Annotated in this window: 13 protein-coding genes; 7 read left to right on the forward strand and 6 right to left on the reverse strand. The window is 64.9% G+C overall.

The window, feature by feature from the left end; genetic code table 11:
* Positions 1-436: 436 nt before the first annotated feature.
* From HG800_RS17310 to HG800_RS17325, 4 genes are all read right to left on the reverse strand, one after another.
* Positions 437-1,597, reverse strand: a complete 1,161-nt coding sequence (locus tag HG800_RS17310; protein WP_169977892.1) for a PepSY-associated TM helix domain-containing protein — start codon at positions 1,595-1,597, stop codon at positions 437-439.
* Between the two features lie 164 nt (positions 1,598-1,761).
* Positions 1,762-2,244: a carboxypeptidase regulatory-like domain-containing protein gene (locus HG800_RS17315; protein ID WP_169977893.1), complete on the reverse strand. Its 483-nt coding sequence runs from the start codon at positions 2,242-2,244 to the stop codon at positions 1,762-1,764.
* Positions 2,234-3,145 (reverse strand): DUF1559 domain-containing protein, encoded by a 912-nt coding sequence (locus HG800_RS17320; RefSeq protein ID WP_261345949.1) that lies wholly within the window; start codon positions 3,143-3,145, stop codon positions 2,234-2,236. Before HG800_RS17320 ends, HG800_RS17315 begins: the two co-directional genes overlap by 11 nt.
* Positions 3,146-3,422: 277 nt before the next feature.
* The gene (locus tag HG800_RS17325; RefSeq protein WP_169977894.1) at positions 3,423-4,382 is read right to left on the reverse strand and encodes an SGNH/GDSL hydrolase family protein; all 960 of its coding nucleotides are present in this window, start codon (positions 4,380-4,382) and stop codon (positions 3,423-3,425) included.
* Between the two features lie 418 nt (positions 4,383-4,800).
* On the opposite strand from HG800_RS17325, the gene HG800_RS17330 reads away from it, so the two are divergent.
* The 4 genes from HG800_RS17330 to HG800_RS17345 all read left to right on the forward strand — a co-directional run bounded on the left by HG800_RS17330 (position 4,801) and on the right by HG800_RS17345 (position 9,755).
* Positions 4,801-7,272: an FG-GAP repeat domain-containing protein gene (locus HG800_RS17330; protein ID WP_169977895.1), complete on the forward strand. Its 2,472-nt coding sequence runs from the start codon at positions 4,801-4,803 to the stop codon at positions 7,270-7,272.
* A gap of 190 nt (positions 7,273-7,462) precedes the next feature.
* Positions 7,463-8,074, forward strand: a complete 612-nt coding sequence (locus tag HG800_RS17335; protein WP_169977896.1) for a hypothetical protein — start codon at positions 7,463-7,465, stop codon at positions 8,072-8,074.
* Positions 8,075-8,170: 96 nt separating this feature from the next.
* Entirely contained in the window at positions 8,171-8,488 is a 318-nt protein-coding gene (locus HG800_RS17340) for a hypothetical protein (protein ID WP_169977897.1), read from the forward strand.
* A 202-nt stretch (positions 8,489-8,690) separates the two neighbouring features.
* Positions 8,691-9,755, forward strand: coding sequence for a Gfo/Idh/MocA family protein (locus HG800_RS17345; protein WP_169977898.1), 1,065 nt, complete (start codon positions 8,691-8,693; stop codon positions 9,753-9,755).
* A gap of 120 nt (positions 9,756-9,875) precedes the next feature.
* On the opposite strand, the gene HG800_RS17350 is transcribed toward HG800_RS17345, so the two are convergent.
* Positions 9,876-10,130 carry a hypothetical protein gene (locus tag HG800_RS17350; protein WP_169977899.1) on the reverse strand — a complete coding sequence of 85 codons (255 nt, stop codon included), beginning with the start codon at positions 10,128-10,130 and terminating at the stop codon, positions 9,876-9,878.
* 38 nt (positions 10,131-10,168) lie between these two features.
* A complete protein-coding gene (locus HG800_RS17355) occupies positions 10,169-11,020 on the reverse strand; it encodes a fumarylacetoacetate hydrolase family protein (RefSeq protein ID WP_169977900.1) in 852 nt (283 codons plus the stop codon).
* Positions 11,021-11,225: 205 nt separating this feature from the next.
* Here HG800_RS17355 and HG800_RS17360 point away from each other — a divergent pair, with 205 nt between their 5' ends.
* The 3 genes from HG800_RS17360 (at position 11,226) to HG800_RS17370 (ending at position 13,833) form a co-directional block, all read left to right on the forward strand.
* Complete coding sequence (locus HG800_RS17360) at positions 11,226-12,494, forward strand: beta-ketoacyl-[acyl-carrier-protein] synthase family protein (protein ID WP_169977901.1); 1,269 nt, start codon at positions 11,226-11,228, stop codon at positions 12,492-12,494.
* Positions 12,487-12,744 (forward strand): acyl carrier protein, encoded by a 258-nt coding sequence (locus HG800_RS17365; RefSeq protein WP_169977902.1) that lies wholly within the window; start codon positions 12,487-12,489, stop codon positions 12,742-12,744. Before HG800_RS17360 ends, HG800_RS17365 begins: the two co-directional genes overlap by 8 nt.
* A 129-nt stretch (positions 12,745-12,873) precedes the next feature.
* A complete protein-coding gene (locus tag HG800_RS17370; RefSeq protein WP_169977903.1) occupies positions 12,874-13,833 on the forward strand; it encodes a lysophospholipid acyltransferase family protein in 960 nt (319 codons plus the stop codon).
* The last annotated feature ends 201 nt before the right edge of the window (positions 13,834-14,034 follow it).

The raw sequence follows: 14,034 nt of genomic DNA on the forward strand, positions 1-14,034 counted from the left end.
AAGCCGTGTTCGAGGAACTCACCCAGGAGAGAAGGCCAAGGATACCCCCCGTCAGCGCGCCTCCACACGCCGCCTGGAGCCGGACGCGAAGGGACACTCCCTGCCTGACAGTCGTGTCGGAGCCTGACCTTGTCGGTGATCCTTGAGGAACCGCCCCCCGTTCCGATGCTGCCGGAATGATCCACTCCTTCACCCGGAAGCGCATGCTGCAGGCCGGGCAGGTGATGGCATCTCCCCGGAAGTCCTCACGCAACCACCCCTCCTGTTGACAGGTTGGGCAAATCACCTTGATGGACATGATTCGTTCCCCCTTCGTTTTCCGTGCACACGGTCGAGGAGAAACAGACCCACTTCGGGGTTCGGCTTACACAAAGGCAATTCGGCTCGTTCCGGTGTCTTCGCTCGCTCGGCCGAGAGAATCTGACTCGAACGATGGTCATTGCGTCATCGTCAGGTGTTCCTGAGTATCCTGCAACCGCAATCGCTCGTCCAAACGGCGGGCTCGCATGCGGCTTCGGTTCCGGTTCCACCAGAGGAGGCTCCCCGTGGCGGCCAGGAGGATCGGGGAAAGGGTCGCCGGCAGGTAGAGAAGTTTCGTCGGCAGGCCCCCGAAGGTGCCGAAATGGAGCGGGATGACCCATCGAAGCAGACGATCGCCGCGAGGCCGCTCGGCGGGGATCTCCTCGACCAGAACCGCGCCGGTGGCCGGGTCGAAGTTCATGCGGACCTCGTTGATCCGCAGCTCATGTTCTCCCGGAGGATCGAGAAAGACGCGGTAGGGCGACTCCCCTCCGGTCGGCAGGTAGACTCGTCGGGGTTCGAGGCCGGGGTGCCGCTGCATGGCCAGGTCAAGAATCTCGTCCGGGGATCGCATCGGACGATCGCCAATCGGCCGCTCAACGACCGCGGGAGGAGCGCGGTCCGGCTCCGGAACCGGCCGGGAGAAGGTGATCGCGTAGGCGATCGGCGCGAAGACACTCCAGAACGCCATTGTCGCGCCGGTCAGCGCAATGACCATCAGCAAAGCCCCGAAGACGATTCCCGGCACCCGGTGCAGGTCGTAATTCGCCCGTTTCCATCCCCCGTCGAGCTTCACCGTGATCAGACGTTTCGACCATCGGCCCACCGGCCACCAAAGCTTCAGCCCCGAGACGCAGAGAATCATCAAGGCGATCGACGAGAGCCCAATCACCCACTCTCCCGCGGTTCCGGCCAGCAGATTGACATGGATCTTCGTCAGCAGGACGACCGGGTCGCGGAGCGACGGCGAAACCCGGTGCACAATGGCCGTGTACGGGTCGATGCGGACGAGATGCTCCTGAGTGTTGACCGTCATCAGGTCGCCGGGGTGAGCAGGATAGTGCAATCGGACAATCTGATCTCCTTCGGGCAGCTCGGCCTCGATCGCTTCGATCAGGATGGTTGGGGCAAGGTACGGCCCTTCCGACCTCACGCCCGGCGGGTCTCCCGAGACGATCCGGCGGGTCTGCTCCGGGAAGACAAGCAAGGCACCCGTCACCGACAGGACGATCAAGGGCAGACTCGCAGCCAGGGCGAGCCAGCGGTGAAGGCTCCGGAATCGGGACTTCCAGGACATGACGCGTCGTTCCCGTGTTGAATCGTCGAGGCTCCGTCCAGGACCGGGACGGGACGCAGGAGCAATCGGGATGTTGAGAAACAAGGGCCAGGCCGGTCGAGAGGGCGTTCTCGAAAACCGAGCAGAGCGCAGCCGCAGCCCCTTTGGCGATGGGTGTCACACGATCAGGGAAGCTCAAGAGGCAGAAGGCTCTGGGAGGATGATCCGTCACCGTCAATCGTCAGTTCGAGCCCCGATTGCTCGGGGTCGGCATAGCGGCCCTTGAGTCGATCGGGAGGCGATACGCCAAGCGCCAGCTCCTCGCGTTCCAGGGGAGACTTCGGCTGGTAGTCAAGGTCGGGCCAGGTGAGGGTCACCCGGTATCGACCGGCCGGCGCGCCGTCGGTCTGTTCATAAGTCGAGAGGGCGAAGACTCCGGACTCGTCAACCGTTCCGTGGGGGAACAGGCCGAGCGCGATCAGCTCGGGATCGCTCGGGTGCAGCATGATCTGAGCCCCGGTCGCCGGGACCCCCTTGACCGTCACCCGACCCTCGGCGGCAACGAGAGGCAGGCGATCCTCGCCGATCGAGCCCCCGTTGCAGCCGCCGAAAAGGCCCATCGCGATCAGCCCGGAGAGCGTGACCCATCGCAGCCGATCAGAAGGCATCGACAACCTCCCCGCCCCGAGGCGAGCCGAGCGCCCGGAACAGATCGGGGTGGATCGTCTCCTTGATGAACCGGACCGAGCCGTCAGCGAATGAATAGTTCGCGCCGCCGGGGTGAAAGGCATACGGCTGGAACTCGTTGCTGCAATTCATGGTGCACGGACCCGGCCGAAGCCGCCCATCAGCCGTGTAAGTGTTCAACGCCAGCCCGTTGTTGCCGGCCCAGGGACCATACCAGTTGAAATCACTGGGAACCGTCGGCTGAGCTCCCGATCGCAGGTAAAAGGTTGGCTTCCCCCCCATCTCGACAAACCAGAAAGTGTTGGACAAACCATCGCGGATCGTCTGGAAGGTCGGATTCGGCAGCCCGAAGAACCCGACAATCGGCTGACCAGCGCCGTTTCTCAGGTTGCGGACGGCGTAGTAATCGGTCACCGCCGCTCGTCCGCCGGGGGTCTGAAGCGTCCCAAAAATGTTGACCATCTCCAGCGAACGGTTCCCCTCCGGAGTCGACGGACACACATACGAGGCAACCTGCGTGGTCGCTGCGGTCTGATTGCTCAGGTGGTCGTACCCGAGGTCGTAGTTATAGGCCCCCTCCAGGTTCGTCTCCTCAAGAAACGGCATGATCATCGTCAAGACGCCGTTCACCGTGTACTGACCCGGAGCGTACTCAATCAGGATGCGGCCGGGAGCCACCGCCCCCAGCGCACTCTCGTAGTTGTGCAAGGCCAACCCAATCTGCTTCAGGTTGTTCGTGCATTGGGCTCTCCTCGCCGCCTCTCGGGCCGCTTGCACGGCCGGCAACAACAAGGCAATCAGCACCCCAATAATGGCGATCACCACCAACAACTCGATTAGCGTGAAGCCCGGTCGTCGATCCATGTTGAGACGCAGTCTCATCGCGCGTGCCATCCTTCAAGCCAGGGGAAATCAGTGGACTGACCTTCCCCAAACATTCGTTGCATCGCGGCGAACCCGATCGCGACAGACGATGCAATTGAGACTCAGTTTCACAAGGAATGCATCATAGTCAGGCTGAAAAGCGGAATTCAAGGGGACTCTTTCGTTGCGTGTCAAAAAAGACGAAGGGATCGCCAGGCGGGCCGGAGCAACGGGCAGAGCCGTTGCTCCCTGGATCTTCAAGCAACGAGACGCCCTCGATCCGGACGTAATTGGCTTACTCGGGATGGGCGATCACCAGATCGGTTTCGGCCGTGGGAGCAAGGCTGTCGGCAAGCGAGACGATCTCACGGTGAGTGAGGGGGGGGATGCCGAAGCCGAAGTGGACGAAGGCCGAGCGGACGAAGCGCTGGGCAATTAGCCCCTGGCCGATCGTGCCGATGTGCCGGCCATCGGCCAGAAACAGGTGGCCGATGCCGTTGCCGGGGACGAGGCGATCGAGGCGACGACCGCCGACGGTCACAAAGCGGGGCAAGACCGCTTCCGCCACGCGGGCCTCGAACTCCAGGTCGGCCAGACCGACGCGAGGCTCCCGGCGGACGATGGCTCGAAGCGAGGCGTTGAAGCGCCGCAAGGCCACAGAGAGGGCATCGAGCCGCTGAGGGTCAATCGTGCCGGCAGCCAGATCGTGTCGAATCTCGGGCAAGCCTCGCAAACCGGGAACCGTGGCCAGAATCACTCGAACGGAGGGAGAGGCGTCGAGCAAGGTGGAGACGATCGTGTTCAGATTGGCCGAGGCGCGGCGGCCGACCTCGGCGGCGTCGATCCAGGGGCGATCCGCGTCGGTCGCCTCGATGAAGTCATTCCCGCCGAGGAAGACGAAGGCCAGATCGACTAGCCCGTCACCGATTTGCTCGGCCAGGCCAGTGTGCTGGCCGGCGTTCAAAGCATCGTCGGAGGTCGCTCCGCTCTGGGCCCAGTTGTAGGCGAAGCCGCGGTGGCGAGGGGCACCAAGGTCATCGAGTGCGAACCTGCCAAAATTCAAGGACCGAGTCAGGGCAAGAATTTCAACCCAGCTCAGGGCGGTCGCACGGTCGGGCTCGTAAAATCGGTACTCGTCGGTGTAACTATCACCCACGGTCCCGATCCCCAGGGGCACTGACGTCGCCTTGCGGACGAGGCCCGGCATCGCTGCCACAGCGACGTTCATCGACAGCGAACGAACCAGGGCCCACATGTCGCAAACTCCGGTGTGCAATCAATTTGGGTGCAAACTCTTGAGCGTGTCGTCCACAGGGACGGCGTGAGCGTCAAACCAGTTGCCAGGCCAACTGACGGCAATAGGCGTTGCACCTGCCGTGCCCGAACCGTGAGCAAGTCGACGCAAACCCCGGACCGGATGTCCGGCAAGTCCCATGAAGCATAGCTGACAATCACCCGACACGCGGACTGATTTCTCCGAGGGAGGAATCGACCGACTTCAAACCGGCGTCAGGGTTTACCTCATCCGCGAACTCCGAGGGTGTTCGTGGTGCTTGTGATTCGGAGGTCCCCGCCGTAAGCTCGATTCAGCACAGGTTCCGCCGGTCATGGAGTCCGGGGACGGGACCGCTCGGTCGAGCATGACCCTCCAGAGAGGGAAGGACCGCGATTCAATGGATGACCTCTTGCGCCGGTGTGTCGTATGGAGTTGTCTGGTCGCACTTTGGGGAGCCGGAGTGGGACTCAAGGCCCCCGAATCCCGAGGCGACGAAACCGTCCGAATGGCCGAGTATTACGGCTTTCTCCCGCTGGAGATTTACAAGCTCGACACACGGATCAGCGGCGTGGTGGTCGCCGACCTCGACGGCGACGGCAAGGACGATGTCGCGGTCGCCAATAACGCCCGGAGCCGAATCGACCTGCTCCTGACCACCGAGGGACCGTCGGACGAAGACGGCGCCTTCGGCTTCGGCGCCAATCGGCTGACCAGCACCCAACGGATGCGGATCACGAGCATCCCGGTCAATAAGGAGGTGGTCAGCCTCCAGGCCGGCGATCTCGACGGCGACGGCAAGATCGACCTGGCCTTTTACGGCAAGCCAGCCGAGCTGACCGTCCTGTACAACCTGGGAGACGCCCGGTTCGGCCGGCCTCGCCGCGTGCCGACCGGCCCGGCGGCCGAGAGCAACTCGGCTCTGGCCCTGGGTGATCTGAACCAGGACGGTCGACTTGACCTGACGCTGATGACTTCACAGGAGATCATCACGATTCTTCAACTGGCGGACGGCTCGCTCGGGCGTCCCGATCGGCTGCCGCACACTGCGCCGAGGCCGGGAGTGCTGAAACTGGTCGACATCGACGGCGACGGCGGCGACGACCTGGCCTTGCTTTCCGGAGGCGACGAATATCCCATCCGGGTCCGCTTTTCGAGGCCCGGCGGTCGGCTCGGCCCGGAGGAGCGGTTCGAGATCGGCCAGGCGCGGGCCGTGGCCTACGGTAACCTCAATGGCAAACCCGGCGCGGAGGTGCTCACCATCGAATCGCAGACCGGCCGGGCTGTGGTCCACGAACTGCGAGACGGGCCATCGCAGGACGAGGAGCGGAAAGGACGCCTGATCGTTCATCCCTTACCCCCCGGCACGACCCGAAACCGGGCGCTGGCCGTGGGGGATCTGGATGGTGACACCCGGCCCGACGTGGTGGTGACCGACCCCACGAACGCTCAGGTCTTCGTCGTGCTTCAAGACGACCCGGATTCGGGACTCGGCGCCGTCACCACGTATCCGGGATTGGTTGGCGGCTCGTCGCTTCGGATGGCGGACCTCGACGGCGACGGCAAGGACGAGCTGTTCGTGCTCTCGGAACAGGAGAAGCAGATCGGCCTGAGCCGAATGGTGGACGGTCGTCTTAGCTTCCCAACCCCCCTGCCCACCTTCGGCGGCGACCCGGTCGGCCTGACCGTCGGCGACCTGTCCGGGAACGGCCAGCCAACCGTGATCTACCTGGCCCGCGAGAAAGTGGAAGGCAAGGACGTCTTCACCCTCCGAGGGCTGAAGCGCTCTGAGACCGGCGACTTCAGCCCCTTGACCTGGGGAACGACCGACGCCGTGCCGATCGACGGCCTGACCGGGCCTCCTCGGGACATCCAGATCCTCGACGTGAACCGTGACGGCTCGCTCGACATCCTGATCTTCGACCCCTACGCCCCCCCTGCCCTCTTGCTCGGCCAAGGGGCCGAGGCCGCGCCGAAACGCAGCGAGAGCCGCCCCGGCCCGCTCGCCGGAATCGCTCCGAGTGCCTTGACCCGCTCAACGCTTGGAGACGCGGAGGCCCTTCTCGTGGCCCAGGGCACCTTCGCCCGGAGCATCCGCCTCGACGAATCGGGCCAGTGGGAAGTCCGCGAGCAGTTCAACTCGGGCCGGACGACCGCACAACTTCAGGCCGCCGCGGCGATCGACCTCGACGGCAAGGGGGACCAGGAAATCGTGATGCTCGACCGGACGTCGAAGTCCCTCCTGATCCTCGAAAGCCCGGACGACGGGGCAACCTATCGCCTGGCCTCAACGTTGCCCGTGGGCACGATCGACTTCCTCGGCCTGCACTTGGGAGACTTCGACGGCGACGGCAAAGACGACCTCCTGATCGGCGGCACCGACAAGTTCGCCGTCGTCCTGACCGGCGAAGGGGGGCGTCGGCTAGAGCAGATCGCCAACTTCGCTACCGATCGTCAGGACGGCCGCCTTGCCGACCTGATCGCCGGCGACCTGAATGCCGACGGTATCCCCGACATTCTGGTCACCGACACGATCAACCACTACATCGACATTCTTCCGTTCCTCGATGGTAACTTGACCCGCGGCCTCTCGTTCCAGGTCTTCGAGCAGAAGTCATTCCGCAACCTCGACGACCTGATCGAGCCCCGCGAAATGGCCCTCGGCGACGTGAATGGCGACGGCCGGACCGATCTCGTCTTGCTCGTTCACGACCGAATTCTGGTGTATCGCCAGGATTCTGGCGACGCTCCGACAGCCGAGCCCATTGCCGAGACCGACGCCAACGAGGTCGAAGATGCGGACGTTCCGAACTCGCAGACGATTGACGCGGGCGGGACCGCGGCCAATCTCCTCGACGACGATCCCGAATGATCTCTGAATGAACCCTTGGAATCAGCCTCTCCGGATGCTTCGGTACGCGAAATGCACCCCAGGGACTGGAAGAAACCCTACAATGGGATGACGCCTGGAGCACGCCGGCCCGTTGCAATCGACGCTCCCGCATCGACAAGGCCGGCCACATCATGGGGAGGCACCAATGTACCATCTCAATCGAATACTCATGCGTGGTCTTGGCGTTGGCCTGGTGATCGCGAGCCTTGCCGCCGGTGAGGCGATGGCCCAGTACGGGCCAAGGGCGAACCCGATCACCGGCCTTCGCACCGGCATGCGATATCAACCGGCTCTTGCATCACCCTTTGCGACCACGAGAGTGGGCGGCCTTGGGACCTCAGTTGGCCTCTCGCGTTATGGCGGGTTCTACGGCTCGGCGCTTGGGCCAGGGTTCGGCACCCTCTACGGGCCGGGGTTCGGCGTCAACCGCTACGCCTCGACGAGTTTCCGGTCGGGCTGGGGCCTCGGCGGATTCGGCATCGGCGGCCTGGGTGTGCGGAGCGTCGGCTACAGTAGCGTCGGCTTCGGTCTGCCCGTGGCGACCTCGTTTTCCTTGAACATCGGTGGCGTCGGCTACCCGGGATACGGGGGCTGGGGCCTCGGATACCCGACATACAGCTACGGCTACGGATCGCCCTGGATCGGTGGCGGTTATCCTTACGGAACGATCGGCGTGCGGCGGATCACATATGGCGTCTCGTATCCGTATGGCTCGATCGGTTACGGGGGCTTCCCGTATGGCTACGGCTACGGGTATGGCGGCGGCTACTTCGGATATTGAGCCGTCGCGCAACCCGCCGATCTCAGGACGGATCGCCTCCCGCGAGACCGCCGGCCAACCCCGGCCGGCGGTTTCGATGAGCAACGGATGATCATCATGAACGATGTTTTGCGGATCATCACCCAGGCGTCCGGAAGTCCTCTCGCCCTTCGATCGGGAGGGCCTCCGACGTTTCCGGGGCCGCGGATCAGCATCGAGGGCACCCCTCGATCCTTCCGGATGCTCGCCGACCTGCTGCGTGCGATGGCCGACACGGTGGAGTCAGAGCCCGGGGTCCGGGAGTGCGGCTGGCGGCTCGTCCTCGGGCCGGGCGAGGCGCCGGCGTTGCGGATGGAACCGGGATGCCTGCTCGCCCTCGACTGCGAGCCGGAGGCATTGGAGACGGGCGATCAGGACGAGAACCGGGGCTCCTGAATCGCACGCAGGCCCCGGAGAGTGCGTCTTCGAAGACTCGACGGCCCCCTGCGAAGACGCCAGGGAGTTTGGCATCGGCCTGACCCGGCCCCGGAAAGCGGGTTGCGCCAGGGCTTCGGCGGGTTATGATGGGCGTCCTCGGGGGGACGGCCCGCCGGGCAGAGGGTCGAGTGGACCTCGGGCGGATCGAAGGGTGACGGGCATGGCCGCCGGACAGATTCGGATCGGGATTGTCGGGGCCGGGCAGATCACCCAGAAGCGGCACCTGCCCGGCTTCCAGGCGATCCCGGGCGTGAAAGTGGTGGGGGTCTGCAACCGGCGTCGCGACTCGTCGGCCCGGGTGGCTCGGGAGTGGGACATCCCGACGCTTTACGAGTCGTGGGAGAGCCTGGTCGAGGACGACGCGATTGATGCCGTCGTCATCGGCACATGGCCCTATTTGCACTGCCCGATCACCCTGGCAGCGCTCGACGCGGGCAAGCACGTCTTGACTCAGGCCCGCATGGCGATGAATGCCCGGGAAGCGCAGCGGATGCTCGATCGCTCCCGAGAAGCGAAACATCTGACAGCGATGATCGTACCCAGCCCGCTCGGCCTGGCGGGGGATCGGTTAGTGAAACGCCTGATTGACGGCGGCCTCCTCGGGAGGCTCCGCGAAGTGCACGTGCACGGGCTTTCCGACCAGTGGGCCAGCCGCACGACGCCCTTGCACTGGCGACAGATCACGAGGTACTCAGGCTTCAACATGCTCAATCTCGGAATCTTGCACGAGACCGCACTGCGCTGGACGCCCCCGCCGGTGCAGGTGCTGGCCCGAGCCGCGATCACCATTCCCGCTCGGATCGACCCGGAAACGGGCAAGAAGGCCCGCGTCGGCTCTCCCGACTCGGTCCAGGTCTTCACGACGCACGAAGACGAGTCAATCGGCATCTATCGCCTCAGCGGCGTCGTGCGGCACAACCTGGGCACGTCGATCGAACTGTACGGCTCTCGGGGAACACTCCTCTACGACCTCGAATCGGAGACGATCCAGGTCGGCCGCCTGAATCAACCCCTCCGCACCGTGGCCATCCCCGAGGTCGAGCGCGGCGGATGGCAGGTCGAGGCCGACTTCATCGCCGCGATCCGAGGCGAACGCCCCGTCACCCGGACCGACTTCCTCACCGGCGCCCGCTACATGCAATTCACCGAGGCTGTCGCCCGCAGCTCCCGCAGCCAGGGGCCGGTCAACCTGCCGTTGAGCGAGTTCTCCAGCCCGGATGAGTGAGGAGCCTCCTCACCAGGTCTGCGTCCCGACCCAGACCGCGAGAGGCAGTCCCACGACGAGGATCAAGGCGCACCAGAGCAGCATCGACCAGATTCCCTTCCCGAACAGCAAGCGGTAGGGCTAGCTCACGCGCCGGTCTGCGGCAATCGCCGCGCGGATCTCGTCGCTCGACGATAGAAGCAGCCCAGCGAGCAGGAAGCCGCCGGGAATCGCGATCAGGGTCGCCACCATCTCGATCGTCGAGAGATCCCCCCTCCCCTGCCAGACGATCCGAATCGCCAGGACCAACCCGAGCCCCCCCGCAGCCGCCGCGCGGTACCACCATCGAGGATCGGCCTGGAACGACTCGACGAGCGATCGAACTCGGAACGGCATCAAAGGTTGTCCTGGAAGGGATTGAACGTCTCGGGCAATCACCGCGCGGCAACGGTGTTTTCAAGCGTGCCCAGGCCGTCGATGGTGATCCGCACCACGTCGCCGGGCTTGAGGGTGAACTCGTCCGGCGGGACGATCCCAGTGCCGGTCAGTAGCACGACGCCGTCGGGAAAAGACTGGTCGAGCCCGAGCCAGTGGATCAGGTCGGTGAACGATCGGGCAAGCTGGGAGGTCGAGGTCGAGCCGGAGAAGACGGAGGAGCCGTCCCGGTGAATGTCGAGGGTGATGCTGAGATCCGAGGGGTTGGAAAGGCTGGAGAACAGGGTAACGGCGGGGCCAAGTGAGCAAGACCCAGCGTAAACCTTGGCCTGGGGAAGATAGAGCGGATTGCGTCCTTCGATGTCGCGGGCGGAAACGTCGTTGCCGATCGAGAGGCCGACAAGGCGGAGGGTATCGTCAAGGACGAGGGCCAGCTCGGGCTCGGGGACGCTCCATTTCGTGTCCGAACGAACCCGAATCGGGGCCTGGTGGCCGACAGCGCGGTCGGCGGTGGCCTTGAAGAACAGCTCGGGACGATCGGCCGAGTAAACGAGATCGTAGAACGATCCCCCCTGCTCCGATTCCTCCTCGCGGGCGACCTTCGAGCGGATATAGGTCACACCGGCGGCCCAGATTTCGTGATCGTCAATCGGGGGGAGGAGGCGGACGGAGGCGATCGGGATCGCTTCGGATTCGGGGGGGAGACGCCGGTGGACCTCGGCGGCGGGGTCGGCCGCATGCAGCACGGTGGCGATTCGTCGAGAACCGCGAAGGGGGCGGACCGAGTCGCCCGAAATCAGGCCGACCGTCGGGTGTTCAGAAGCGTTGTCGAGAAATTTCACAAGCTGCATGGTCGAAATGACCCTTTCGTGTTAGAACCCTCGTTCGGTCGACCGGCCAGGTCGGTGGTTCGAGGTGTCGAGTACGCTGGGGAACCGGCGATTCGAACGGACCAACCACCCGCACGGCACAAGGATGCAACGGGTCGGCCGACGGGTGCTTCGCGTGAATTCGCACACACAAAGGCCCGGCGACGGATGGAACCGGGAGGCACGGATGTCGGATCGAATCGTGGTGGTCGGCCACGCCGCAGTGACCTGTCTGGGGAACGACCTGGACCGGACCTGGCAGGGGCTTGTCGCCGGGAAATCCGGGTTGGCCCGGCACCCGGATCGACTCGATCCGGGCTGCTACCTGCAAGACATCGCGGGGCTGGTTGAAGGAGTCGGGCCCGGGACCGCCGAGGAAGACCCTGCGATCAACCGGCTCGGCTCTCGGTTCGTCCATTTCGGCGTGCGGGCTGCGCGGCAGGCCTGGCTCGAATCGGGGTTAGAGGCGAAGCTCGACACCGACCTTCCAAGAAGCCGAGTCGCGGTGGTCGTCGGCTCGGGCCTTGGCGGCATGGACCTCTACCACGCCGAGAGCAAGCGAGCCGCCTCCCGGAAGTCGCTGGCCACCGGGCCTTATCTTCTCCCGGGGCTGATCGCCAATCAAGCGGCCGGTCAGGTAGCCCAGCAACTCGGGCTGCACGGGCCGAGCCTCTGCCCGGCCAATGCCTGTGCCAGCGGAGGGCACGCCATCGTCTTCGGGGCGATGCTCTTGCGCTCCGGAGAGGCCGATGTGGCCGTCGTCGGCGCGACCGAGAGCGCCTTCACGCCCGAGATCGTCAACGGGTTCGTCACCATGAAGGCCCTGATGGGCCGCAAGCCGAACGACCGCAGCAACGACGATCCGTCTCAGGCCAGCCGACCCTTCAGCAGCGACCGGGCCGGGTTCCTGATGGCCGAGGGGGCGGGAATCCTCGTCCTGGCGACCGAATCGGCCGTGAAGCGATTGGGGCTGACGCCGCTGGCGACCTTGCTGGGGTGGGCGACCAATTCCGACGGCTTCCACGTCGCGCAGCCGCAACCGGACCGGGTCCGGCAGTGCCTGGAAGCGGCAATCGCTCATGCCGGGGTTCACCCGGAACACATTGATTATTACAACGCCCACGGCACGAGCACGACGATCAACGACCGGGTCGAGACCGACGCCGTCCGGCGCATCTTCGGCGATCGGGCGGCGACGCTGCCGGTCAGTTCGATCAAGGGGGCGATCGGCCACGCCCTCGGAGCCGCCCCGGCGATCGAGGCGGCGGTCTGCGTGCGAGCCCTTCGCGAGCAGGTCGTGCCACCGACCGTGAACTATCGCCCCGACCCGGAACTGGACCTCGATTACGTGCCCCATGAGGGTCGTCAGGTGCGGCTCGACCGCATCCTGTCGGCCTCGTTCGGATTCGGTGGAACGAATAACGCCCTGGTCTTCGGGAGAGGAACCGATGCCTGATACTCAGATGTTCGACACGGTCTGCGCCTTGATTCGCTCCGTCGTGAAGCTCGACGAGTCGGTCACGATCACGCCCCAGTCGTCGCTGGTCGAGGACCTCGGGGTCGATTCGCTCGACCTCGTCAGCGTCTTCCTAGAGGTGCAAGACGCCTACGGGGTGGCGATCGACGAGGACGACCTGGCAGGGCTCATCACGGTGGGCGATCTGGTCGGCTACGTCTTCGATCGTCAGGCGTCTCAGGCGGCCTGATCGGCGTTGGGGTGATCCTCGGAACGTCAAGGCCGTCCAGGGCGGACGGTCTGCCCTTCCGATACACACTCCGGCAGAGGCAATCCATCGGCCAGTCCATACTGTCGAAGTTCGGGGGGTCCATCAGGCATGGGGCGTCGTGGGGTCAATACACGCAAAGGGATCTTGCGGGCAACCTTGCCGGTCTTGCGGTGGCTGCCGCCCCGGGCGGCGCTGCGGACGGTGGATGCGATCGGCCGTCAGGAATACCGGCTGGTTCCGTCGACCCGTAAGCGGTTCGACGAGGCGATCCGGACCCACGCGGCCATCCTTGGCGAGGACTGGGACCCGTCCCGGATCGGCCCGGAGCTGTCGGCCAATCAGGTTCGGTCGCGCGTGCGAGACATGCTGCTCGACGACCGAACCGATGAGCAACTGAACGACCTGTTCCGCGTCAAGGGACGCGACCAGCTCGACGAAGCGGTCAGCCAGGGACGCGGCGTGGTCCTGCTCGGCAATCATTTTGGTGCGCACATGCTGATGGCGTACTGGATGATCTGGCAAGGGTACACCTGGCGGATGTTCGGCGAGCGGCCAAGGTCGATCTCGAAGCTGATGGCCGCGCAATTCGCCACTGAGGGGCCGCTCGGGCAGTCGCGTCTGTTTGTCTCCCGCAAGGCGAACCCGGCCGAGGCGGCCGGGGCAATCTTGCGGGCGGCCCGCGTCCTCCGCGAGCAGATCGTGCTGTCGATCGCCTCGGATGTCCGCTGGCCGACGCCCCCAAACGCCCCGGCGCGGTTTCTCGGACGCTCCTATGCGTTTTCGTCGACCTGGGTCACACTGGCGGCAATGTCCGGCGCTCCGGTCGTTCCGGCCTACTGCCTGATCGAACCCGACGGAACCTACTCCGTTGAGTTCGAACCATCGTTCACCGTGCCTCGGGAGGCGGCTCGGGATGAGGCGTTGGTCGCGCACTGGGTGCAGCATGGTCTGACCCTGATCGAGGATCGCGTCCGGCGCGACCCGGCAAACAGCATCGACTACTTCTTCTGGGAGGAGGACGAGGCCAGGCCCCGGCCTTCGGGACCGCCCATGGCAAAGGCGGGGTAACCTGTCCCGGAATGATCCGGGTCTCTCTTCAATCAAGTCCGAACCCCCAGGCGAGGCTCGGGTGTCCGAGGGATTGAACGTTCGAGCCCCCGGCCGGAGGGCGGGTTGACCGATCCATGAAACTCGTTAGATTTGATGGAGATGAACCCGTGCCCGGCGTTGTCCTTTCACCCCACCGGTTGTCATGAATCCGTCGTCGTC

The sequence above is a fragment of the Tautonia rosea genome, from assembly GCF_012958305.1.
GTDB lineage: Bacteria > Planctomycetota > Planctomycetia > Isosphaerales > Isosphaeraceae > Tautonia > Tautonia rosea.